Annotated in this window: 19 protein-coding genes; 15 read left to right on the top strand and 4 right to left on the bottom strand. The window is 51.6% G+C overall.

Annotated features, from left to right (window positions below):
* Positions 1-167: 167 nt before the first annotated feature.
* From nagK to EYB30_RS12015, 5 genes are read left to right on the top strand one after another with little or no spacing between them, the layout of a single operon-like run.
* Entirely contained in the window at positions 168-1,082 is a 915-nt protein-coding gene (gene nagK, locus EYB30_RS12035) for an N-acetylglucosamine kinase (protein WP_166839150.1), read from the top strand.
* 10 nt (positions 1,083-1,092) lie between these two features.
* The gene (gene nagB-II / locus EYB30_RS12030; protein WP_166839149.1) at positions 1,093-2,091 is read left to right on the top strand and encodes a glucosamine-6-phosphate deaminase NagB-II; all 999 of its coding nucleotides are present in this window, start codon (positions 1,093-1,095) and stop codon (positions 2,089-2,091) included.
* Between the two features lie 18 nt (positions 2,092-2,109).
* Positions 2,110-3,216 carry an N-acetylglucosamine-6-phosphate deacetylase gene (gene nagA, locus EYB30_RS12025; RefSeq protein WP_166839148.1) on the top strand — a complete coding sequence of 369 codons (1,107 nt, stop codon included), beginning with the start codon at positions 2,110-2,112 and terminating at the stop codon, positions 3,214-3,216.
* Between the two features lie 51 nt (positions 3,217-3,267).
* Positions 3,268-4,560: an N-acetylglucosamine MFS transporter NagP gene (gene nagP, locus EYB30_RS12020; RefSeq protein ID WP_166839147.1), complete on the top strand. Its 1,293-nt coding sequence runs from the start codon at positions 3,268-3,270 to the stop codon at positions 4,558-4,560.
* Positions 4,560-5,633, top strand: coding sequence for an acyltransferase family protein (locus EYB30_RS12015; protein WP_166839146.1), 1,074 nt, complete (start codon positions 4,560-4,562; stop codon positions 5,631-5,633). Before nagP ends, EYB30_RS12015 begins: the two co-directional genes overlap by 1 nt.
* 42 nt (positions 5,634-5,675) lie before the next feature.
* Here the strand turns inward: EYB30_RS12015 and EYB30_RS12010 are convergent, their stop codons facing one another.
* Both EYB30_RS12010 and coaD read right to left on the bottom strand, forming a co-directional pair.
* Positions 5,676-7,073, bottom strand: coding sequence for a capsule assembly Wzi family protein (locus tag EYB30_RS12010; RefSeq protein ID WP_166839145.1), 1,398 nt, complete (start codon positions 7,071-7,073; stop codon positions 5,676-5,678).
* Positions 7,070-7,552: a pantetheine-phosphate adenylyltransferase gene (coaD, locus tag EYB30_RS12005; protein ID WP_166839144.1), complete on the bottom strand. Its 483-nt coding sequence runs from the start codon at positions 7,550-7,552 to the stop codon at positions 7,070-7,072. Before coaD ends, EYB30_RS12010 begins: the two co-directional genes overlap by 4 nt.
* 119 nt (positions 7,553-7,671) lie before the next feature.
* Here coaD and EYB30_RS12000 point away from each other — a divergent pair, with 119 nt between their 5' ends.
* The 3 genes from EYB30_RS12000 to tdh all read left to right on the top strand — a co-directional run bounded on the left by EYB30_RS12000 (position 7,672) and on the right by tdh (position 10,698).
* Positions 7,672-8,319, top strand: coding sequence for a TetR/AcrR family transcriptional regulator (locus EYB30_RS12000; RefSeq protein ID WP_166839143.1), 648 nt, complete (start codon positions 7,672-7,674; stop codon positions 8,317-8,319).
* Positions 8,320-8,461: 142 nt separating this feature from the next.
* Positions 8,462-9,658 (top strand): glycine C-acetyltransferase, encoded by a 1,197-nt coding sequence (locus EYB30_RS11995; RefSeq protein WP_166839142.1) that lies wholly within the window; start codon positions 8,462-8,464, stop codon positions 9,656-9,658.
* A 14-nt stretch (positions 9,659-9,672) separates the two neighbouring features.
* Complete coding sequence (gene tdh, locus EYB30_RS11990; protein WP_166839141.1) at positions 9,673-10,698, top strand: L-threonine 3-dehydrogenase; 1,026 nt, start codon at positions 9,673-9,675, stop codon at positions 10,696-10,698.
* A gap of 62 nt (positions 10,699-10,760) precedes the next feature.
* Here tdh and EYB30_RS18760 read toward each other — a convergent pair whose 3' ends face one another.
* Entirely contained in the window at positions 10,761-13,331 is a 2,571-nt protein-coding gene (locus EYB30_RS18760) for a S8 family serine peptidase (protein WP_166839140.1), read from the bottom strand.
* 393 nt (positions 13,332-13,724) lie between these two features.
* Here EYB30_RS18760 and EYB30_RS11980 point away from each other — a divergent pair, with 393 nt between their 5' ends.
* The 7 genes from EYB30_RS11980 (at position 13,725) to EYB30_RS11950 (ending at position 22,223) form a co-directional block, all read left to right on the top strand.
* Entirely contained in the window at positions 13,725-15,380 is a 1,656-nt protein-coding gene (locus EYB30_RS11980) for a GGDEF domain-containing protein (RefSeq protein WP_166839139.1), read from the top strand.
* 120 nt (positions 15,381-15,500) lie between these two features.
* Positions 15,501-16,529 (top strand): substrate-binding domain-containing protein, encoded by a 1,029-nt coding sequence (locus EYB30_RS11975; protein WP_166839138.1) that lies wholly within the window; start codon positions 15,501-15,503, stop codon positions 16,527-16,529.
* A 135-nt stretch (positions 16,530-16,664) separates the two neighbouring features.
* Positions 16,665-18,044 (top strand): phosphate ABC transporter permease subunit PstC, encoded by a 1,380-nt coding sequence (pstC, locus tag EYB30_RS11970; protein ID WP_166839137.1) that lies wholly within the window; start codon positions 16,665-16,667, stop codon positions 18,042-18,044.
* Positions 18,045-18,047: 3 nt separating this feature from the next.
* On the top strand, positions 18,048-19,418 hold the full coding sequence (gene pstA / locus EYB30_RS11965) for a phosphate ABC transporter permease PstA (RefSeq protein WP_166839136.1): 1,371 nt from the start codon (positions 18,048-18,050) through the stop codon (positions 19,416-19,418).
* Positions 19,419-19,473: 55 nt separating this feature from the next.
* A complete protein-coding gene (gene pstB / locus EYB30_RS11960; protein WP_241698017.1) occupies positions 19,474-20,244 on the top strand; it encodes a phosphate ABC transporter ATP-binding protein PstB in 771 nt (256 codons plus the stop codon).
* Positions 20,245-20,310: 66 nt separating this feature from the next.
* Entirely contained in the window at positions 20,311-21,036 is a 726-nt protein-coding gene (gene phoU, locus EYB30_RS11955; protein ID WP_166839134.1) for a phosphate signaling complex protein PhoU, read from the top strand.
* 281 nt (positions 21,037-21,317) lie between these two features.
* On the top strand, positions 21,318-22,223 hold the full coding sequence (locus EYB30_RS11950; protein ID WP_166839133.1) for a porin: 906 nt from the start codon (positions 21,318-21,320) through the stop codon (positions 22,221-22,223).
* A 67-nt stretch (positions 22,224-22,290) separates the two neighbouring features.
* Here the strand turns inward: EYB30_RS11950 and EYB30_RS11945 are convergent, their stop codons facing one another.
* On the bottom strand, positions 22,291-24,948 hold the full coding sequence (locus tag EYB30_RS11945) for a TonB-dependent receptor domain-containing protein (protein ID WP_166839132.1): 2,658 nt from the start codon (positions 24,946-24,948) through the stop codon (positions 22,291-22,293).
* Positions 24,949-24,996: the final 48 nt, after the last annotated feature.

Below are 24,996 nucleotides of genomic sequence, written 5' to 3'. Positions count from 1 at the left end.
TTAATTTTTAAACAAGGCACTTGTTATTTGTCAGAATTATTATATGCTGATTTTAAAAAATGACAACGCTGTCAATTTTTGTTGTAGCATGATAAAACAACAAAACGCAACAGCAGCATGGCAAACAGCAACAGTTGTTTGCTCTGAATTTGGGTGAGGTTAGAAAGATGAATACAATGCTGAAGGCCGATACGCCTTTGTATTTGGGGATAGACGGCGGTGGCAGTAAGTGCCGTGCCGTTATTGTATCGTCGGATCAGCACATTCTTGGCGAAGGCTTATCAGGCCCGGCTAATCCGCTGCGTGGCATGAAAGTCGCCACTGACTCTATTATCAGCGCCACGCAGCAGGCACTGACCTGCGCCGGGCTGGCGTTTAACGATATGGCCCGCTTGACAGTGGGTGCTGGCCTGGCCGGGGTCAACGTGCCGCAGTATTTTCAAATGTTCAGTGACTGGCGCCACCCGTTTAAAGCACTGCACCTGACCAGCGATTTACATATCGCCTGCATGGGCGCGCATCAGGGGCAGGATGGCGCCGTGATCATCGTCGGTACCGGCTCCTGTGGCCTGGCTGCGGTCAATGGCGACATTGTTGAAGTGGGCGGCCACGGCTTCCCTTATGGTGATAATGGCAGTGGCGCCTGGTTTGGTATGCAGCTGCTGCATCATGTATTGCTAAGCCTGGACCAGCTGGCTGCGCCGACGCTGATGACGGACTTATTACTGCAGGAGCTCGGCGTTAGCGACAGCATGGGGTTAGTGTCGCACTTTATGCATGCTACGCCGACCACCTACGCCAAGTTTGCGCCTCTGGTGTTTACGGCGGCAGACGCGGGTGATACTACAGCACTGCGGCTGGCAGAGCAGGGGGCCGCCTTTATTGGTGCTATTGCCGCGCGTTTGCTGGCCACTAAGCCACCACGGTTATCTTTTATTGGTGGCCTGGCACACAAGCTAATGCCTTATTTGCCGGCCAGTGTTCAACAACAGGTTACACCGGCATTGCAAACGCCGGAATTAGGCGCCGTCTGGTTTGCCCGTCAAAGCAGTCAGGCACAATCTTACGCAACATCGCTATAGGTAGAATGTAATGAGTAACAGTATTATGGCGCGCGAAGCCGCAGAAGCCCCACAGCGGATTGCTGAACAGCTGGCGGCTAATGCCGCCACTGTGGCCCAGGTGGTCGCACAAATCGGCCTGCGTAAACCCAAATTTGTTTATATGGTCGGGCGGGGCTCATCTGATCACGCCGGGGTTTTTGCCAAATATTTAATTGAAATTGAAATTGGCTTGCCGGTAGCAGCGGCTGCGCCGTCTATTGCCAGTGTGTATAACAAGTCTTTGCAACTGACCGATGCGCTGGTGTTAGTGATTTCACAATCAGGCCGCAGCCCGGATATTCTGGCGCAGGTAGAGATGGCCAAACGCAGCGGCGCCATGGTGGTGGCGCTGGTGAATGATACGACATCGCCGTTGGCCGCCCTCGCGCATTACACCCTGCCACTGCATGTCGGTGCGGAAAAGGCAGTCGCGGCAACGAAGAGTTATCTGGCAACCTTAAGCGCCATCTTGCAGCTGGTGTCTGTCTGGTCAGGTAATACGGCATTGCAACAGGCGGTATTGCAGTTACCGCAAAGTCTGCAGGCGGCTATTGCCTTACCCGCCCAACTGACAACCGACGCGTTGGCACAGGTGGCACATCTGGTGGTGTTAGGCCGTGGCCTTGGTTATGCCATAGCGCGGGAAATTGCGCTGAAGCTAAAAGAAGTCTGTGGTATTCATGCTGAGGCCTTTTCCAGTGCCGAATTCCTGCATGGCCCGGTTACCCTGGTGAAAAACCAGTTTGCCATCGTCGATGTGACGATAGAAGATGAAAGTTTAGCAGCGCACCGGGCGCAAATTGAAGATGTACAAGGGCGTGGAGCGGCTGTGGTGCAACTGCACCATCGTGGTATCACTGCTGACGCCAGAGTGCTGCCGTTACTGCTATTGCAGCGTTTTTATCTGGATGTTGAAGTGGTAGCGCGCAGCCGGGGAATCAACCCGGATGCCCCGCCAGGCCTGAATAAAGTGACAAAAACCCTCTAATTTAATGGTAATTCACAGATGCAGCAGTTAAGTGTCAGCCGTTTGTTTGACGGCAGCAAGTGGTTCGATAATGTCAGTGTCAGTATAGCTGACGGCCATATTCAGGCCATCACACCAGCACAGGGCGCGGTTATACCGGGCCGTCTGGTGCCGGGCTTTATTGATATTCAGGTCAATGGCGGTGGTGGTGCCCTGTTTAACAGCTCGCCTGATCGTCAGGCGCTGCGCACCATGTTTCAGGCGCACAGTCGCTTTGGTACCTGTGGCATGTTGCCAACGGTTATCACTGACCGTATCGAGGTCATGCAGCAAGCCGCTGATGCCATAGCTGATGCTATCGCTGAGCAAGAGCCGGGTATCCTCGGCGTGCATTTTGAAGGCCCGCATTTATCTATACCTAAAAAAGGCGTACATCCGGCGCCGCATATCCGCCAACTTACGGCGGCGGAGCTGGCAGTATATGGCCGCAATGATTTAGGGATAAAACTGCTTACGGTAGCACCGGAAAACGTTAGTCCTGCACAAATACGTCAACTGATAGCGTTAAATGTGATTGTCTGCCTGGGGCATTCCAACGCTGATGCCATGACAGTGCAGGCGGCGCTTGACGCCGGTGCTACCGGTTTTACTCATTTGTACAACGCCATGTCACCGCTAACGTCGCGTGAGCCGGGTATGGTTGGCGTGGCGCTGGCCGATCCGCACAGCTGGTGTGGTGTTATTTTTGACGGTTATCACATGCATCCGCTGGCCGCCAAAGTGGCGCTGGCGGCTAAACCCAAAGGTAAACTGCTGCTGGTAACTGATGCGATGTCGCCGGTGGGTACCGCTGCTACGGAATTTGATTTGTTCGACGGTAAAGTCATACGCCATGGTAACAAACTTACCGATGCTGAGGGCCGGCTGGCCGGTTCGGTATTAGATATGGCCGGCGCTGTGCGTTATGCCATTGAAACCCTGGATGTTGCGCCGGATGAAGCCTTAAGGATGGCGTCGTTGTATCCGGCGCAATTTCTTCATTGCAGCCAGTCAGGCCGGTTAGCGCCGGGTTATCGGGCCGATATGGTGTTGCTGGATGACAACTGGCAGGTACAGAAAAACTGGGTTGGCGGACAACAGCAATAACACAGTCAAAATAACAATCACGATAAAAAACAACGGGGAAGGAATATGGAGATGGCAGCACAACAGGCAAAACGACAAAGCAGCGTGATGCCGATGGTTATCGTCGCAATGCTATTTTTTGTATTGGGCTTTGCAACCTGGCTTAATGGCTCGCTGATGCCTTATTTGCAACAGATGCTACAGCTGACGCCGTTACAAGCGTCATTGATTATCTTCTCTTTTTATATCGCCGTAACCTTTACCGCCTTGCCGTCGGCCTGGTTGATCCGCAAAGTGGGCTACAAAAACGGTATGGCGTTGGGTATGGCCACCATGATGCTGGCCGGTTTGCTGTATATACCGGCGGCGCAGACACAAACCTTTGCTTTATTTTTACTGGCGCAGCTGGTGATTGGCACCGGCCAGACATTGCTGCAAACCGCGGTTAACCCTTATGTGGTGAAAATTGGCCCGGAAGAAACAGCGGCAGTACGTATCAGCATTATGGGCATTTTAAATAAAACCGCCGGTGTGGTCGCGCCGATAGTGTTTACAGCGTTAATGGCCGGCAGCTTTGCCGCTAAATCAGATGTAGCACTGACCGCTGAGCAAATTGATACCATGGCAGCAGGCTTGGTGCTGCCTTATTTGGGGCTGGCCGCCTTCTTAGGCCTGCTGGCGTTAGCCGTAAAATATTCGCCATTGCCAGAGCTGGCAAAAGAAGCAGACAGCGCCAGCAACAGCGGACAGCTAAAAGCGGCACTGGCGCGGCCCAGCCTGGCACTGGGTGTGGTGGCGTTATTTGTTTATGTCGCCGTTGAAGTGATCGCCGGCGACACTATCGGTTTATTTGCCTTGTCGCTGGGGGTAGAGCGTTATACGGTGATGACATCCTACACTATGGCGTGCATGGTGTTGGGTTATGTTCTGGGTATAGTGCTGATCCCGCGTGTGCTGTCACAGCAAAAAGCGCTGGCGGTTTCAGCCGTATTAGGTTTGCTATTAACAGCGGCTATAGTGTTTGGTGACACCGGCTCTTATGCCATTGCCAATACGCTGTTAGTGCCTTTTGGCGGTACAGCGTTGCCGGATACTTTGCTGTATATTGCGGTGCTGGGCCTGGCAAATGCTATTGTCTGGCCGGCGGTGTGGCCGCTGGCATTGTCTGGCCTTGGCAGCCTGACCAGCGTAGGGTCGGCACTGCTTATTATGGGTATAGCCGGTGGCGCATTCGGCCCGCTGTTATGGGGCCTGGCCAGCGGCAGCGGTTTAGGCCAGCAGGGGGCGTACATAGTGATGCTGCCCTGTTACCTGTTTATTCTGTTTTATGCCGTCAAAGGCCACAAGCTGACGCGCTGGAAATAATGGCTGCGCAACGTTTTTACGCCCTGGATGCGCTGCGCGGGTTAGCAATCGCCCTGATGATCCTGGTAAACACGCCAGGGTCCTGGCAGCATGTGTACAGCCCGCTATTGCACGCGCCCTGGAATGGTTTTACTTTTGCCGATCTGGTGTTTCCGGCGTTTTTGTTTGTTGTTGGCGCAGCGATGTTTTATGCGCTGCGTCACAGCCAGCCGGATGCAGCCACCTTTAGCCGTATTGCCAAACGCAGTGCATTGTTAGTACTGATTGGCATAGCGCTGAATGCCTTTCCATTTCAGCATGACCTTGCCGATTGGCGCCTGCCGGGCGTACTGCAGCGCATTGGCTTGTGTTATGGCATTGCCGCTACGCTGGTGTTGCTGATTAAACGCCAGCATCTGCCTGTGCTGGCAGTGGCGTTGCTGCTAATGTACTGGTTGTTGTTGCAGTTGGGCTCGGCGCAACCTTACAGTTTGCAGCATAATCTGGTGCGCCAACTCGATTTAGCGCTGTTAGGCGCAAATCATTTATATCAGGGCTTTGGTATCGCTTTTGACCCTGAAGGTGTGCTGAGCACTTTACCTGCCGTTGTCTCAGTGCTGTTGGGCTATTATGCTGCGCAGCAGCTCAGCGGGCGCAGCGCCGGGGCCGGAGCGGTCTGGCTGCTAAACGCCGGTGCGATATTGTTGCTGTTAGCCTGGCTGTCCAGCCAGTTCTGGCCGGTAAACAAAGCGTTATGGAGTGGCAGTTATGTGCTGTTATCCACCGGTTTGCTGATGTGGTTGCTGGCCTTTATGTTGTGGCTGGCTGATATAAAAGGCCGGCGTGTGCTACTTAAGCCGTTGGTCACTTATGGTAGCAACCCGCTGTTTATCTATGTGTTGTCCTGGCTGTGGGCGGTAACGCTGGGGCTTATCCCGGCCGGCGATAGCAACCTGTATCAGACACTGTTTACGCTGCTAAGTCAGTTGTTGCCGCTAAAGTTAGCGTCCTTAGTGTTTGCGCTGGCGCATGTGGTGATGTTCTGGTGGTTGTCGCGGGTGCTATACCGGCGCAATATTATTATCCGCCTGTAGCCCAGGCGGATAACAGGGCGGGAAGAAAAGCACAATAGCGGGCTAAAAACGGTATTCCCAGGTTGCCGCCAGGCTGCCGCGTTTTATTCGCAGCTCGGGTTGCGGCGACTTATCAAACACCCGGCCTTCAATACTCAGTAAGCCGTTAAACAGTGGCTGACGGTACTCCAGCCGAAGCTGCCAGTTTTGCAGCCTACTATTTGCAGTAACAAAGTCACCGCGCAGCACACTGACGGCCCAGCTGTAGCCATCAAAGGTTTGATAACGATAGCCGGCCGATAATACCTGGGCATCCGCGCCATAGCCGCTGCCAATCACCCGGCCATAGCGGCGGTAACCTTGCGGGTAAATATCACCTTCATACGCACAGTCACCGGCTTGCGGCTGCGACTCGCAGCGGATGTAGGTATCGGACCATTCCAGATTAAGCGTATGAATGGCGCTGTCATGACCAAAGAAAGTACGAATGCCGAACAACTGCAACGGTGTGCTTAGGTTTTTGCCACCGTTATCGTCGGCCAGCTCAGTGTACAGGCTAAACGGCCGGTTAAATAAATGGCCGTGATAGGTCAGATCCAGTGCGGCCAGATTATCGGCGTTGCTGCCCGCATTTAACAGCAGCATATCGGCAAAAGCATCGAGGCTGTTGTCCAGGCTGTCGCCGCCCCACTGGCTAATGCGCGACAAGCCCAGCTCCAGTTGTGGCAGTGGCCTGGCACTGAAACGGGCACCAAAGTGCTTAATTTGCCGGGGTTGGCTTTGATGCTCGCCCTGACCGGCAAAGGTTGTAAAGCTCCACGGACCTAACCAGCTAAACAGCGCGCTGTCACTGGCTTGCCAGCTGTGGCGGCTTAAGCGCAGTGACGGTATTGGCCGGGCATTATTGCTCAGCAACAAGGCTGTTTGCTGGCCCGGGCCCCACCATAGCGGTTGTTGATCAACGGCCAGTACCCAGTTACCGGCAATCACCGCCAGATAACTGCCGTCCAGCGTCAGCGCTTGTTCGGTGCTGCCGTCATCCCGCTTGCGGTAATTGACCTGGGTTTTGCCGGCCCAGCTATCGCCCAGATATTCTTTAAATACCGTGGCGCTGGCAGTTTCAAAATAGCTTTCGCCAAAGCTTTGATACAGCGATGGATCGGAGCTGGCTTTAAGTTTAATGCCGGCAGTATAGCTTTGCTGATTAGCATTTAGCACCGAACGCACATGGGCCAACGCAAAGCGCAGCTCTTCAGTAGGTTGTTGTTGCGCTTTAGCTAAATCGGCGACGATGTTCTTCCACATTAGCGGATAGGTATTCACCGGGCCGCTGATCACACCGGCATGAGCCAGTGTTTGCAGCGACTGGCGCAAATAGTTATCTGTGGTATCAACCCAGGGCGCCGCAGCGATGGGCAGCGTGCTCAGTGCCAGACTGAGCAAGGACAGTTTTAACTTCATAGCTTTAATTTGGCTTTTAGTGCAAGTTCAACATGGGGTGGCACGAAACTGGATACATCGCCACCATGACGGCAAACTTCTTTGACCAGGGTGGAGGAGATAAAGGTGTTTTTTTCTGACGGTGTCATAAAAATGCTGTCCAGCGTTGGGTTAAGCTGGCGGTTCATGCTGGCCAGTTGAAACTCATATTCAAAATCGGCTACCGCCCGCACACCACGGATCAGCACTTCTGCTGCCTGATCTGCCGCAAACTTAGCCAGTAAGCCTGAAAAACCAATAACGCTAACATTAGCAATGCCGGCAAAAGCTTGTTGCGCTAGTGCGACCCGTTCATCCAGGCTAAACAGCGGCTGCTTGCTGGGGTTAGCCGCTACGCCAACGATAACCTGATCAAACATCCGTGCGGCGCGTTGCACTAAATCGGCATGGCCATTGGTTAAAGGATCAAAGGTGCCGGGGTATATTGCTTTTATTTTCATTATGTTATTAGCATTCCAAGGTGAGGGTAGCGCTGTGCAAAAGCTGCGACTAGAGTTTTTAGTCAATTTGGCGTTACTATAGCAAATTAATTTAGCCAACCATAAGCCCTGTTTCGCAGATGGAAAAGAAGTTAAGAACCAAAGATAAAATTCTGCAAGCCAGCATAGAGCTGTTTAATCAGGTTGGTGAGCGTCAGGTCACCACTAATCATATTGCCGCCCATTTAGGCATTAGTCCGGGTAATTTGTATTACCACTTTCGCAATAAAGAAGACATTGTCCGGCAAATTTTTAAAGAGTATGCCAAGCTGCTGGAAACCCGTATCAAACCGCCGTCTGATCAGGCTGAAGCGCTGGACGCGCTGGCCTGTTATCTGGACGCGGTGTTTGAGCTGATGTGGCGCTTTCATTTTTTCTACGCCAACTTACCGGATATTTTATCGCGCGACCCGGCCCTGCAGCAGGACTATCTGCAAGTGCAGCAAGGCGTGCTACTGCGGGTAACGGCCGTGCTTAAAGCCTTAAAGCAGTCTGCTGTGATTCAAATTGATGATGAAGATATCACCGACTTAGCCCACAGCATTAAGCTGTTGGTGACCTTTTGGATCAGCTATCTGAAAACCCAGGCGCCGCAACAGGCAATTGATCAGGCCAGCGTGTATCAGGGGGTGCTTAAAGTATTGTTATTATTTAAGCCTTATGCCACTGAGCAGGCCAAACCGCGTATCGCCCGCTTACAACAGCATTATGAAGCCTTAGCCGGCTAATACTGACGGTGTTGTAGGCTAAACTTTACAGCAGCAGGTCTGAACAGCGCTTAAGTTAACGTAAAAGCGCTGCAGCGCTTTGCTATAAGCATTACAATGGCGCCGTTTTTTCTGTTCTCTTACCCCCGCAACAGGAGGCTTTATGCGCAACAGCGCTTTTCTGCAACATCTACAACAACAAATAGACGATGTTAAAGCAGAAGGTTTATACAAAGCAGAACGTATTATTACCTCGCAGCAGCAAGCCGATGTCAGTGTTGGCGGCCAGCAGGTTTTAAATTTCTGTGCCAATAATTATCTTGGCCTGGCCAACCACCCCGATCTTATCGCTGCCGCGCAACAAGGTCTTGCCAGCCACGGTTTTGGTGTGGCATCAGTGCGTTTTATTTGTGGTACCCAGGATATTCACAAAACGCTGGAGCAAAACATCAGTGCGTTTTTAGGCACTGAAGATACCATTTTGTATTCATCCTGTTTTGATGCCAACGGTGGCTTGTTCGAAACCATTCTGGGCAGCGAAGATGCGGTTATCTCTGATGCGTTAAACCATGCCTCTATTATTGACGGCGTGCGTTTGTGTAAAGCCAAGCGTTACCGCTATGCCAATAACGATATGGCAGAACTTGAAGCACAGCTTAAACAAGCCGATGCCGATGGTGCGCGCTTTAAGCTGATTGCCACCGACGGTGTGTTTTCGATGGATGGCGTAATCGCAGATTTAAAAGCCATTTGCGATCTGGCTGACAAATACAATGCCATGGTGATGGTAGATGACAGCCATGCGGTCGGTTTTGTCGGTAAAAATGGCCGCGGCACCCACGAATATTGTGACGTGATGGACAGAGTCGATATTATCACCGGCACCTTAGGTAAAGCGCTCGGCGGTGCCTCCGGCGGCTATACCTCCGGTAAAAAAGAAGTGATTGAATGGCTGCGCCAGCGCTCACGGCCGTATTTATTCTCCAATTCACTGGCGCCGTCTATTGTTACCGCGTCCATTAAAGTGCTGCAGATGCTGGCGCAAGGTGAAGCGCTGCGCGCTAAGCTATGGGACAACGCCAACTACTTCCGGGAAAAAATGTCTGCCGCCGGTTTTACCCTGGCTGGTAAAGACCATGCCATTATTCCGGTCATGTTAGGTGATGCCAAAGTCGCCGCCGAAATGGCCAAGCGCATGCTGGCTGAAGGCATTTACGTGGTCGGCTTCTCGTTTCCGGTGGTGCCCAAAGGTCAGGCGCGTATTCGCACCCAAATTTCGGCAGCACACAGCAAAGCACAACTGGATAAAGCCATCGACGCCTTTATCCGTATTGGTAAAGATATGGGCGTGATTGCCTGAGGGCGGGGCGTGATATGAAAGCATTAGCAAAGTTAAAAGCAGAACCAGGCATTTGGCAAACCGAGGTAGAAAAACCGCAGGTAGGGCCGAATGATGTATTAATCCGCATCAAAAAAACCGCCATTTGTGGCACGGACGTGCATATATACAAATGGGATGAGTGGGCGCAAAACACTATTCCGCACGGCATGGTGGTGGGCCACGAATATGTTGGTGTTATTGAAGGTATGGGCTCGGAAGTACGCGGCTTTAGTATTGGCGACCGGGTATCGGGTGAGGGCCATATAACCTGTGGTCATTGCCGCAACTGCCGTGCCGGCCGGGTGCATTTGTGCCGCAATACCACCGGCGTCGGTGTAAACCGCGCCGGCTCTTTTGCCGAATATCTGGTGATACCGGCCTATAACGCCTTTAAACTGGCCGATAACATTCCGGATAATATCGCCGCCATTTTTGACCCGTTCGGTAATGCCGTACACACCGCTTTGTCGTTCGATTTAGTTGGTGAAGACGTACTGATCACCGGTGCAGGCCCCATAGGTATTATGGCCGCTGCGGTTGCGCGCCATGTTGGTGCCCGCCATGTGGTGATTACCGACGTCAATCCCTACCGGTTAGATTTAGCCCTGAAAATGGGCGCGACCCGGGCGGTGGATGTCAGCAAGCAGAACTTAAAAGACGTAATGAAAGAGCTTGGCATGACCGAAGGCTTTGACGTGGGTCTGGAAATGTCCGGTGTACCGGCCGCGTTTCGTAGCATGCTCGATACCATGAACCATGGCGGCAAAATTGCCATGCTGGGCATTCCACCATCCGATATGGCGGTAGATTGGAACAAGGTGATTTTTAAAGGTTTGGTAATTAAAGGCATTTATGGCCGAGAGATGTTTGAAACCTGGTACAAAATGGCCAGCTTAATTCAATCCGGGTTGGACTTAACGCCCATGGTAACGCATGAGTTACCGATGGAGCGCTTCCAGGAAGGTTTTGACATTATGTGCTCCGGTCAGTCCGGCAAAGTAGTGCTGAACTGGTCATAATCATCATGGCAATAAAAAAGGCGAACTTCGGTTCGCCTTTTTTGTTGTTGCCGCTATCAAGATTAACGGGCGATATTAATTACCGGTGAAGTCCAGGTTTCCCAATGCGCCGGGTTGTTTTCGTCACCCAGAGCTTTCAGGACTTTTAACTGCAGCACATAATCGCCGTTTGGCACCACCTTAGTTTTGCCTTTGCCGCCGTTACTGTGGATGCGTGTACCATCCCAGCTAAAGGTAAAGAACCCGGTCGCTGAACTGTTACGTGGCAAGTAGTCAAACACATTGGTTTTATGGAATACCGGATGCACCGGCTGCATTGAACCGGCATGCAGGATATTCATTTCCATATAACGGGCGTGGTGGTCGAAATGGATCAGGAACCAAGGCACGTCGTCACCCTGCATACTGTAACTGCAGTCCATAGTGCAATTGTTGTAGAAACCATCTTCAAGCTGTGCCAACCAGGGGAAACCACTGGCTGTTGGTGCTAATACCTGGATCGCCTGATAGTCGCCGACAAAACCAGCGAAGGGCACGCGATAAACCTGTCCGGCGTCTTCTGGCGTAAACACGATATAGCCGCCGTACTGACCATTAACCGGTAGCGTTGCTGGTGTTATAGTGGCATCTACGCTGGCGCTACCACCGGCGGCAACGGTCAGTGTATCGCTGCTAAAGCTGACACTGGCATCACCCAGGAAGAAACTAGGCGTAATAATGCCTCCGGTTGATAACGCATTCACTGCCGATAACTGGTAAGTTACGGCTTCAGTGCCGTTGTTATGCACAGTCAGGGTTTGCATGAAGGGACCGGCTTCACCTTCGCCGGTAGCAATTTTGCCCGGCGTAATGTAAGTGCTGGCAGTGATGCTGTCGTCGACATCTACCATACCGGCACCTTGACGGTGCACGTTATCCAGGAAGCCCAGCCCCGGACTACCAAACCAGTTCTTCGGATCGGCGCTGTTTTGCAATACTGAACGCACCGCCATTGCCGGGGTATTTGGTTTTGCTTGTAGCAACAGTGCTGCCGCACCTGCAACATGCGGTGACGACATCGAAGTACCGCCTAATGTCGCAAAGCCACCGCTTTCCAGTGGGTAAGTGGAGTAAATAACTCCGCCTGGCGCGCCTATATCGGGTTTTAACGCCAGATCAGGTGATAAACCATAAGAGCTGAAACTGGAAATTAAACCGCCGGTAGGCAGTGCAACCTGCATGCTGCGATCAGTCCAGCTTAACACCGGCGCGGCTTGCGCCTGAATAAACAAGCCATCAGCCTGGGAAATACTGACGACAGGCACCGAGCCATCGCCAATCTGCGCCCCCAGGGTACCGCTAAAATTGCCTGGTGCATTGTTATGGATAACCACAGCAGTAGCACCGGCATTAATAGCATTGGTGGCTTTTTCACCAAAGGAGCACACACCGCGTACTGCCAGGGCTATTTTACCAGCGGGGCTCACCAGTAATGGGTCGGTGTTACAGGCTTGGCCGACAAAGACCACATCACCTGAACCCGCAGTAGGCACCTGGCCGCTGAACGTCATAGTGTTGTAAGCAATGTCCTGACCGTTTACTTCCAGTACTGCGGAGGTGCTGGCGACATTGTCAAAAGACGCCACACCGATAACATGTTCACCTAAGCCTGGAGCACCGGCAGAATATAAGCCGCTGGCGCCACTGTTACCGATGGAGGCTACCACCACCATACCTTTTTCTACCAGTCGGTCTGCGGCTTGCGCGGTAGGGTATTGCGGCCATTGAAAGGCTGAGCCAATGCTCATGTTCAAAATGTGCATGCCATCGGCATAGGCTTGCTCCATCGCCGCGATCATAATGTCGGCGGTGGTGCTGCCATTACAGCCAAATACCCGGTAGGCGCCAAAGGTCACATCAGGCGCTACGCCTTTTACTGTGCCATTAGCACCGACAATACCGGCAACATGTGTCCCATGGCCGCCACAATCATCCGGATTATTGTCCGGCGTGGCAATCGGGTTATAGCTGGGGCTGGTTGAGTCAGCATTAAAAGCATCACCAACAAAATCGTAACCGTAGGCTACCCGCGGCGTAGGAAAAGCAGTACTGCCATTGCTGCCATTACCACCAAAGTCCGGGTGATCGATATCGATACCGGTATCCATTACCGCCACTTTAATGCCGGTGCCGGTATAGCCCAGCGAATTTTGTGCAATATCGGCGCCGGTCATGCCAATTGCTGTGGCCATATCTGCCGCAGAGCCGGCAGAGCGCACATCAGGTGCCGGTGCCTGAATCAATTCTACCGGGTAAATAGCTTTTACGCCGGGAACCTGCATTAGTTTAGCCCGTTGTGCCGGGCTGATTTCAACCGAGAAACCGTTAAATAAGGTGTCAAAGCTGCGCCGCTCTGTAAAGCTGACATCAGCATCGCGGGCTGCTTTGCGGAATTGGGCTTGCGCTTGTTTGACGTTGTTTTTGCTATTGCCATCAGCAACCGGTTTGGTCGCCAGTTCAACAAACCACAGGTTGCCGCCTTCAGCGTTGTTGGCCGGGACTTGTTGTGCTAAAGCTGACTGGATACTCAAAGCTAGCAGGCAGACCGAGGCGACATGGACGCTAATTGCAGATTTATTTTTCTTCGAAAACATAAATGAAGACTCCTTTTCTTATTTTACATCGCCTTAACAGTACTGCCGATGCCTGTCTGGCGACCGTTTTACTAAATGCAAATTACATTTAGAATTTGGCATACTGCATAAATTAAGCCGTGTTGATATAAGACGATGAGACGGCTTAGATCAAATGAGATGGTTAAGTTTTATACAGGCAAGACCAGTTGAAGTTGTAAATAAAACTGACACGCCTATCTGATAACCAGAGATTTTATTATTGTTAATAAATTTATTTGGGGTGGTTCTTAGCATCTCATTTACCTTGCGAACTGCTGACATCACGCCAGATGTCCCGGTTTGGCTGTCAGTTATGCCAGACTCTCCTATACTACAGCGGTAACCTTGTCATCTATGCTCAGGGACATTGCATTGTTGAACACCTGTGTAAGTTCTGTATCACGCCTCAGAGCAGCCAGCTTGCTGCTGATGCTGTGCGGCATCTTGTTTACAGTACCGACTAACGCCAGCGAGACCGACATTACGCTGCAGCTACGCTGGCATCATCAGTTTCAGTTTGCCGGCTATTATATGGCGCTGGAACAGGGCTATTACCAGCAGGCCGGGCTTAAGGTGCACATTATCCCCGGCGCACCTGAGATAAATGTGTTACAGCAGCTGTTGCAAAGAGAAGTGCAGTTTGCCGTGTCGGCATCCGGCGCTTTACTGGCCTATTTAGAAGGCAAGCCTGTGGTAGCACTGGCGGCCATTATGCAAAAATCGCCCAGTGTCTGGCTGGTACGCGGCGATTCCGATATCTATACCTTGCAGGATCTGGCGTCGCGCCGGTTAGAAATGACCTTGTCGCAGGAAAACACCGAACTGTTGGCCGTGTTTGCCAAAGAAGGTTTTGCCATTAACAAGCTGCAACTGAGCAGCTCATCAATGAAACTGGATAATCTGTTAAGCGGTAAAACCGACGCCTTTAACGCTTACTTATCAAATGAGCCTTACCTGCTGCAGCAAATGGGCATGCCATACCGTGTTATTCAACCGACGGAATACGGCGTTAATTTTTATCAGGATATATTGGTTGGCCATGCCGACTGGCTGGCGCAGCACCCAAAGCAAGCTGAAGCGTTTTTGCAGGCCAGTCTGCAGGGCTGGCGTTTTGCGCTGGACAATATCGATTACAGCGTGGCGCATATTAAGCAAATGTATGCGCCAGATAAATCCAGTGCGCATTTACACTATGAAGCAGAAGTATTGCGTACCCTGGTGTTGCCTGATCTGGTTGAAATTGGCCATATGAATCCGGGGCGCTGGCAGCAAATTGCCAGGATGTACCATGCACTGGGCATGGTAGAGCAACTAAAACCTCTGGATAAGTTTCTCTACAGTGGGCCGGCAGAAGTCGTAGTCGACTATAAACTGCTACTGCAATCGGTAATGCTGATGCTGTTAGTGATTGCCTTACTGAGCTTTTTTACGCTGCGTTTTCGGGCGCTGGCCCAAGCCCTTAGCGCAGAAATTGCCCGGCATGCGCAAACTGAACAATTGCTGGTAGAGCGTAATCAGGAGCTGCTGCAACTGGCCAGTACTGACATGCTAACCGGCCTGGTAAACCGGCGGGTGATTATACAGCAGGCGCAGGCGGAAATTCGCCGCGCCAAACGTTATCAGAAAGACTTGGCGGTGCTGATGCTGGACATTGATCATTTTAAACAGATTAATGACCAACACGGCCATGCTGCCGGTGACAAGGTGCTGATTGCCTTCGCTGAGCTGTGTAAACAAAGCATCCGCGATACGGATTTAGCCGGCCGTTATGGTGGAGAAGAGTTTTTTATTCTGCTGCCGGAGGTTGATATTAAAACGGCGATTATGTCTGCAGAGCGGTTAAGGCTGGCCGTGGCAGAACATGAGTTTGTGCTAACGAGCGGCGACGTGCTGCATATCACCTGCAGTATTGGTATTGCTATGTATATGCCGCTACAGGACGATCTGGATAAACTGCTGTTACGCGCCGATCAGGCGTTATACCAGGCTAAACATCAGGGCCGTAATCGCTGTGCAGTCATGCAATAACGGTGCGGCTCAGTGCAGTTTTTTTGCTGTGCAGGTTAATTAATTCTTGCTTGTCATAATAGTGCAATAAAAATGCAGCAAACTAGCGGCGTACATAAATCGGATGACCGAGGAATTGATATGAAGCTGAATAAAATCTCCAACCTGTTGCTGGCTGCCGGTATGACCTTAATTGCAAGCGCTGCACAGGCACAAAGCCGTGATACGATCCAAATTGCCGGGTCATCAACGGTGTTACCTTTCTCGTCTGTGGTAGCAGAAGAGTTTGGCAACAACTTTGCCCAGTTCCGCACCCCTGTTGTTGGTTCTGGTGGTTCTTCAGGTGGTTTGCGTCAGTTTTGTCAGGGTGTAGGTGCTAATACCATTGATGTGGCCAACTCTTCCCGTAAAATCCGCCCGAATGAAGTGGAAGCCTGTAAAGCCAATGGCGTAAAAGAGATCATTGAAGTCAAAATTGGTTATGACGGTATTGTGTTTGCTTCGCGCGTTGATGCCGCCGTATTTAAACTGGAGCCGCAGCACGTATTTTTAGCCCAGGCAGCGCAGGTGCCGCAAAACGGTAAAATGGTTGCTAACCCCTATACTCGCTGGAACCAGATAGATAAAGCCCTGCCAGATCAGGAAATTTTACTGGCTATCCCAGGTTCTAACCACGGTACCCGCGAAGTGTATGAAGAAAAAGTGGTGGTACCAGGTTGTAAAACCCTGGCTGAAGTGAAAGCGCTGGCCAAAGATGACGCCGGTAAATTCTGTACTGCAATGCGTACCGACGGCCGGGTAGTTGAAATTGCCGGTGATTACACGGAAACTCTGGCACGGTTACAGGCACAAAAAGATGCTGTTGGTGTGTTTGGTTTAAGCTTCTATGAAGCCAACCGCGACCGCATCAAAGTGGCTACGGTATCTGGTGTCGAGCCTAATCTGGATACTATTATCTCGGGTGAATATCCGGTATCACGGCCGCTGTACATCTATGTAAAAGGCGCTCATATCGGTGTTATCCCAGGCTTACAGGAATATGCGCTGTTTCATGTCAGTGAAGGCATGTCAGGTTTTGGCAGCGTGCTGGAAAGTGCGGGGTTAATTCCGCTGGCTGATGATGAGCGTGCTGAGATAACGCAGGCTATCCGGCAGAAAGCATCGCTATAATTGGTGTACTGTAATGAAGGGAACCTGTAACGGGTTCTCTTTTTTTGTTTTCCTGCTGTCATAAAACTGAAATATAAGCCGCTTACACTGCGCAGCTGAGTAAGCTTGGGCGTATAAGCTGTTTACGGAGCAACCATGAGTAACCTTTCGTTAATTGTAGTGCTGCTGGTGTTGCTGGCACTGGGCTATCAGCTGGGGATGGCCCGCAGCCGCAAAGTGGCTACAGTTAACGCCGATTTGCGTATGCACTCGCGGCCACATCACTACGGCATGATGGTGGGGTTGTGGGCGGTGTTACCGGCGTTTTTTATCTTGTTATTATGGCTATGGCTGTCGCCGGCCGTGATTAATGCCATGGTGCTGGCGCAGCTGCCGGCAGAGGTTGCCAGCCAAAGCGCAGACCAGCTGCGGGTGGTGTCGCAGCGTATTAGTAATCTGGCAAATAACTTTGGTGTGGTTGCGGACGCCGCGCAGTGGGAACTCAATGCGGCCGAGCATTTGCGCCAGCTAAAGGCGAACAGCGCCATAGTGCTGACGGCGCTAATGGCGGTGATCGCTGCCGTAGGTATGCTGTTTAGCCTGTTAAAGATCACACCACGTTTAAAAGCGCGGCATCAGGTGGAGCGGGTGGTAAAGGCGCTGTTGGTGCTTTGCTCCACTGTTGCCATTTTAACCACCATCGGCATCGTGCTGTCGATGGTAGGCGAAACACTAAAATTCTTCAGTTATATTCCGCCAACAGAGTTTTTCTTTGGCACAACCTGGAACCCGCGTTTTTCGACTGTCGGCGTCGGTGAGCAGGGCAATTTTGGTTTAGTACCGTTGCTGTCAGGTACGGTGCTGATCGCCGGCATTGCGATGCTGGTGGCGATACCGCTGGGGCTGATGGTCGCGATTTATCTGGCCGAATACGCACCGCTAAAGCTGCGCAATACCGCCAAGCCTGTTATCGAAGTATTGGCCGGTATCCCAACGATAGTATATGGCTTCTTTGCGCTGGTGACCGTTGGACCCTTTTTGCGTGATTTAGGCGCCGCTATCGGGCTGGATATTAATGCCACATCTGCACTGACCGCCGGTGTGGTGATGGGTATTATGATTATCCCGTTTATCTCATCCTTGTCTGACGACATTATCACTCAGGTGCCAAAATCCATGCGCGATGGCTCTTTGGGGCTGGGCGCAACCAAATCGGAAACCATCCTCAAAGTGGTGCTGCCGGCCGCCTTACCGGGTATCGTCGGTGCGGTGTTACTGGCAGCCAGCCGCGCCATTGGCGAAACCATGATCGTGGTGCTGGCAGCGGGTAATAGCCCGGCATTAACGGCGAACCCGTTTGAAGCCGTGTCGACGGTAACGGTGACCATCGTTAACCAGCTAACCGGCGACAATGACTTTTCCAGCCCACAATCGCTGGTGGCCTTTGCGCTGGGCTTAACCCTGTTCGTTATTACCCTGCTGCTGAATGTGATGGCGCTGGTGATAGTGCGTAAATACCGTGAGCAATACGAGTAAGTTATGACCATTATTGCAGAAAACCCAATAAAAACAGTGGTTCACCCCAGCCTGGTACAGCAAAAGGTTGTCGCCTCGCTAAGCCGGCGGCACCGCAAAGAAAAGCTATTTCGCCGCACCGGCTTGCTAGCCGTGCTGATTAGCCTGGCGCTGGTGGCGGTGTTATTTATTAATATTTTCTCTAAAGGTATGCCGGCATTCTGGCAGTCAGCCATTACGCTGGATATCTACTTCGATCCGAAAATCATTAAGATCCCGGAGAAACCGCAGCAACAGGCCGATGAAAGCGAGAACGATTTTCGCCAGCGTTATCTGGCCTGGCAAACCGAGGTTGGTTTCGTCAACTTTAATCGCCTGATCACCGACAGCCTGCAAAAAATCTTACCGGACGCCACTAAGCACCGGCGTGATTTAGCCCGTGTTGTCACCTCTGGCGAGCGTTTTGCGCTGCGGGATATGGTGGTAGCGGATCCGGCTATTATTGGCCAAACCCGCACCTTGCACTTACTGACCGATGCCAATATCGATGTCTGGTTAAAAGGCAATATCGACCGCAGCCTGCCAGATGAGCAGCAGCAGCTAAGCCCCAAAATGCGGCAGTGGGTAGACCAGCTCGCCGCTGACGGCGTTATTCAGAACCGGTTTAGCCTGGCGCTGTTTATGAACCCGGACTCGCGCAGCTCGCTGGCGTCGGCCGGTTTAGCCGGGGCTTTTATGGGCTCGTTCTACATGATGTTGGTCGTTATTTTACTGGCCGTGCCAATGGGCGTCGCCGCAGCGATATACTTAGAAGAATTTGCACCACGTAACAAAATTACCGACCTGGTTGAGGTGAATATTAATAACCTGGCGGCGGTACCCTCTATTGTATTTGGATTGCTTGGCGCTTCAGTGCTGATTGGTTGGTTTAATCTGCCGATGTCAGCGCCAATTGTCGGTGGTTTAGTGTTGTCACTGATGACATTACCTACGGTGATTATTGCGACCCGCTCTACACTGAAAGCGATTCCACCGTCTATCCGGCAGGCCGCGCTGGGGCTGGGGGCGTCGAAAATGCAGGCGATTTTCCACCATGTGTTACCGCTGGCGATACCGGGCATTTTAACCGGCGCTATTTTGGGTGTGGCACAGGCACTGGGCGAGACGGCACCGCTGTTGCTTATCGGTATGAAGTCGTTTGTTGCCTCTATTCCGGCATCGCCTTTTGAACAAGCCAGTGCCTTGCCGGTACAAATTTATTTGTGGCAGGGTAATGAGCTGCGTAATTTCTTTGAAGCCCGTACCTCAGCCGCCATTATCGTACTGCTTATGATGATGATCAGCTTAAATGGTCTGGCCATCTGGCTGCGGAAAAAGTATGAGAAGCGCTGGTAGCCGCCACGTTTTGCCAGCTCAGACCGATTTTAATTTTAATGTAACGGATAAACAAATGAGTAATTCAGCTCCGGTAAAAATCAGTGCGAAAGACGTTAAGGTGTTTTACGGCGACAACCAGGCGCTGCATGGCATCAGCATGGATGTGTATCAGAATGAGGTGATCTCTTTTATCGGCCCGTCCGGTTGCGGTAAGTCGACCTTTTTACGCTGCATGAACCGGATGAACGACACCATAGAGCACTGTCGCGTAACGGGCAGTATTTTGCTTGATGGCCGTGATATTCATGAGCCGGCGCTGGATGTAGTGCAACTGCGGGCGCAGGTGGGCATGGTGTTTCAAAAGCCGAATCCGTTCCCTAAGTCGATATATGAAAATATCGCCTATGGCCCGAAATTACACGGCCTGGCCGAGCGTAAAGCTGACCTGGACGACATTGTTGAGTCCAGCCTGCGCCGCGCCGGTTTATGGAATGAAGTCAAAGACCGTCTGGATCAGCCCGGCACCGGTTTATCCGGGGGGCAACAGCAGCGTTTATGTATTGCCCGTAGCATAGCGGTAAGCCCGGAAGTGATCTTAATGGACGAGCCCTGCTCGGCACTGGACCCTATTGCTACCTCAATTATTGAAGAGCTGATTGACGAGTTAAAGCAAAACTTCACCATTGTTATTGTGACACACAATATGCAGCAGGCGGCAAGGGTGTCTGACAGAACCGCGTTTTTCCACCTGGGTAATTTAATTGAAATTGGTAACACCAATGATTTGTTTACTAACCCGCAGCAAAAACGCACCGAAGACTACATTACCGGCCGTTATGGTTAAGTCGCCGTTGCTAGGGTATAGCGTGCCCGCTGGGCGTGGTAGATAATTTTTCAGGAGACTGGCGTTATGCCAAACACGAAGATCGGCGGCCATTATTCTCAGGCCTATGACGAAGAACTGCAGCAAGCGGTTGAACGGTTACTGCAAATGGCAGCACTGGCACAAAAGCAGCTGCGTGATGCAATGACAGCCTTTAGCACTGCCGATCTGGCGCTGGCAAAGCAGGTAAAGCAGTCTGATCGCAAGGTTAACAGCTTTGAAGTGGATATCGACGAGCACTGTCTGGACATACTGGCGCGGCGTCAGCCCGCCGCTACCGATTTACGTCTGGTGTTGGCGATCCTGAAAAGTGTTAACGACGTTGAGCGCATTGGCGATATGGCCAAGCGTATTGCCAAGGCACTGCTCAGAGCACTGCCGGACAGCCGGCCTTCGGCTATGCAGTTAGACACACTGAATCAAATGGGGCAAGAGGTGATCCAGATGTTTGAGCGGGCTATTGCGGCGTTTGAACAAATGGATGCCAAAGCCGCGCTGGCGGTGCTGCGTGATGAAAAGGCCATCGACAGCACTTACGATACCATTTTACAAAGTAGTCTGGCGTCAATGATGCAAGACACTCAGCAAATTGCCATCAGCCTGCAGGTGTCGCAGGTGGCTAAATCGTTAGAGCGGGTGGGCGATCATTGCCGCAATATTTGTGAGCAGGCGATTTTTATCAGTAAAGGCAGCCATGTTGCTCACTTAAGTGATGCAGAGCTGCAGCAAATTGTCGATAAAAGCCGCGACTAACGCCGGCGACGGTATCAACAGGCGATGGTATAAAAAGGAGCTGCGGCTCCTTTTTTTCTGCCCATCCGCCAGAAAAGCTGGCTATCTCAGTCGTTTGATTAATACTTTTGCCAGAGGGCGGCCAGTTAACTTGCGCTAAGTCATAAAAGCATCATTGTAAAGTCACAAAACTGCCACCTTGTCATTTTAGTGTCATAAAATGGTCATATCATGGCCGGCGTCTGAACAGCGACGCCTTTTGTGGCCGTAGCGATAATTGATAGTAACTTTAGGTGCAAAACATGAAAAAAACGTCAGTCGTAGTAGCAATGGCAATGGTAGCCGCCAGTGCCGTGCAAGCCGAGCCGGTAACCGTTTATGGTCAGCTGAATGTATCAGCACAATCAAGCGATGAGGGCGATGGCCGCTTCTCTGAGCTAAAAAGTAACAGTTCACGCTTTGGCCTCAAAGGTGACTACGAGCTGGAAGATGGCCTGAAGCTGGTGTATCAGGTGGAGTGGGGTGTTGATCTGGCCGATGTTGGTGATGGCGATAACATTACCTCGCGTAACCAATATATTGGTCTGGCCGGTAACTTTGGTGAAATCCGTTTAGGCCGCCATGATACTGCATTAAAAGATGCGCAGGGTAAAATTGATTTATTCAGCGATTACGAAGCCGACGTGAAAAACCTGTGGAAAGGTGAGGTACGTGCCAGCGACTCCATCACCTACTATACGCCGACGTATAATGGTTTTGGCTTGCATCTGACCTATATCATGGAAGACGCCGCTGATGCCGAAGATGCCTACTCGGCGTCGGTGTATTACGGTGACGAAAACCTGAAGAACAGTAATTTCTATGCCGCTATCGCCATTGACTCTGAAGTAGCGGGTTTTGACACCCTGCGCCTGCAGGCGCAAGGTAAAGTAGCCGGCTTTAAGTTAGGTGCGATGTACCATACCCAGGAAGACATTGTCAGCGGCCTGGAGAAAGACGGTTGGCTGGCCAGTGCGGCTTATCCGCTGGGTAAAACAGAGCTGAAAGCCCAGTATCAGACATTGGAAGATGATAATGCGCTAAGCTTAGGCGTAGATTACAAAGCCGGTAAAAACACTACCCTGTATGGCTGGTACAGCAGCTTTAACTTAGATACGCCAACGCCAGACCGTGATTACCTGGCGGTGGGTATTAAGCATAAGTTTTAATTAGCTTACTGATAAGTAATAAAAAACGCCGGTCATTGACCGGCGTTTTGCTTTGCTCATCCGCTTTTTAGTATTTGTACGAGAAGCTTAAGCTATAGCTTTGGCCTTCAACCCGCTTTTGCAGAATTTCGCCCTGCTGCAAAATTTCTACGTCTTCATCCAGCAGGTTTTTCAGCCCCAGTTTCAGCGTCATGCTTTCGGTGGGGGTATAGCTGTAGGTAAAGTCCAGCGAGTTAAACGGCTGCTCGAAGGCGTCGTCTTTGTCGTTAACACCGGCAAAGGCAATGCGCTTACCAAACACGTTGTAGGTTAGGGTGGCATTGTGCTGGTTGTTGTCGGCGTCAAAGCCCAACTGCAGGTTGGCGACATATTTAGAATGGCCGCTTAAACTGCGTTCTAAGTTGGTTAGATCTGCGCCCGGGAACGGTTGAATGCTGATCTCAGACTCACTAACTGTCAGGTTACCGGCGACAAAGAAGTTATCGGCAAGCTTACCGAAATCACCGCCAAACATGTCCAGCTGCTGCAAAAACTCGGCTTCAGCACCATACACCTTGCCGCTTTGCGCATTGCGGAACGACATCAGCAGGTTGCCGTCAGAGCCTGACAGTTCAATGGCCTCTATCGGGTTGTCTAAGTCCTTATAGAATACGCCAACGCTGTAGTTGCTGGTGTCGTAATACCACTCTAAGCGGATATCAGCACTGTTGATGTCGGTGCTTTTTAAGCCTGCAAAACCGGTGACTTTAAAGTCGGTTAGCGGGTCGACGTACAATACCGGGGTAACTTCGCGTAAATCCGGCCGCACCACGGTTTTGCTGTAACCAAAGCGCGCCTGTAAGTCGTCATTGATAAACCAGGTCAAGGATAACGCCGGGTAGAAGCCATCTTCTAACAGCACTGAATCGGTGAGGTTGCCGCTGATATCACCATCAGCCCCGATGGGTAGCGAGATTTGTTTAAAGTCTTCGTAACGTACACCGACATTTACGCGGAATTTGTAGTCGTAGTTCAGCTCTAATGCGGCGTAACCGGCATCTATCATCTGTGCAGCCAGATAATCATCGGCCTGGGTGGTGACGTTTGAGATTTTAAAGCCATTAGCCGGGTTTAAGATATTCTCATCAGAGAATATTTCCGAGAAGCTGCCGGATAGCTGCTGCAGGCTGTAGCCGACGGTATCAAAATTGAAGCGGTCAGTCTGGGCATTACGGGCACGTTCAAAGTAGCTGTAGCCGCCACTTAAGGTCATTTCGGCTTTACCCAGTGTCAGCGGCAATTTAGCGTTCCAGCTAAAGTTTTCGGTGTTGTCCTTCATATCACCAAAGCTGTAGTTCACCGCGTTCTGATTGCGACGTAAAAACGAGAACACGCTGCCATCTGGCTGGGTTTCGTTGAGTCGGCGGTATTCTACTTCGCCCGGCGCATAGCGGCGTGCTTTAGCATCGGTATATTGCCAGTCCAGGGCCAGATCCATTAAGTACGGGAAATTGTGCCGGCCGCGCAGTTGATTGCTTAACATGCTGCGCTCTTCGTACAAAATGCTGGTATCTGTATTGGAACGGTTGGCCTCGTTAATGGTTTCGATGCTGTCACCGTTTTTAATCTTTATCTCATCTTTAGTGTCGCGCAGATAAATGGTTGAGGTTTCCAGCCGGTGATCAACACCCAGCTCTAAACCAAAATTCAGCATACCTGACAGCTTGACCTGATGTTCAGTGCCTTTGATATCGTCATAACGGTTTAATGGCAGCAGGTTGTCACCTGACACCGAGTAATAGCGCTCTTGCTCTTCGATATTCTGCGTAGCCCTGTCATAGCTCAGGCCGGTCATTACGCCAAATACCACATTTTGCGCCAGGTCAAAACGGCCACCAAAAGACACGCTGCCATCAAAATCCGGCTTTACACTGCTACGGCTGATATCAATATCACGGTTAAAGGCAGTGCCCAGTTCGCGCACTATCGTCTCAGCCTGGGCCAGGTTAGGGCCGTTAATGCCGCCTAAGGCTTCGGCAATATTAATCGGGGTCAGGGTGCCATATTGCGCCTGTGCAGCTGCCAGCTCGGGAGAAATACCACGCAGGCCGTCATCTTTGCCGCGCCAGTCATCACCGCCGCCGGTATAACTAAAACCATCGTCGCTGTTCAGGCTGTTATAACCGGTACCGATGGACGCATTAAATGTCGTTTGCAGTGGAATGGCCGCGGTGCGGATATTAACATTACCGCCACCGAAGGCTGCTGGTAGCTCCGGCGAATAGGCCTTTTGCACCACTAAACTTTCAATAATGCCGGCGGGAAACATATCCAGCGGAATAACGTTACGGGTTGGATCCGGGCTTGGCACCATGGCGCCGTTAAGCAGGGTGCTGGAGTAGCGTTCGCCCAAACCACGCACATAAATAAATTTGTCTTTTACCAGCGTTAAGCCGGTAACGCGGCGCAGTGCAGTCGCAGCGTTGCTGTCGCCCGCGCGGGAAATTTGTTCCATACCAAGTAGCTCAGCAACGTAAGGTTGCTCGCGACGCTCTGCTGCGGCAGAGGCGGCTGAACTCATCAGACGGCCGGAAACAGAAATACGCTCAACATCGGCTGCATCTTCTGCTGGCACCGGGGCTTCCTGCGCTGCGCTGGCCCATGATACCAGCGCGGTAGCCGTGCTTAGCGCCAGCAGCACACTGCGGCCAACACGACTGAAATTAAACTTTTGCATGCTGCTCATCTGAACTTTGTCCTATCAGCGTTTACGGTTACATCTGTATTGCACTGA

Source organism: Rheinheimera pleomorphica, assembly GCF_011634895.1.
In the GTDB taxonomy this organism is placed as follows: Bacteria; Pseudomonadota; Gammaproteobacteria; order Enterobacterales; family Alteromonadaceae; genus Alishewanella; species Alishewanella pleomorphica.
The sequence above is the reverse complement of the archived record's forward strand: the minus strand, read 5'-3'. Positions and strand labels throughout refer to the sequence as shown.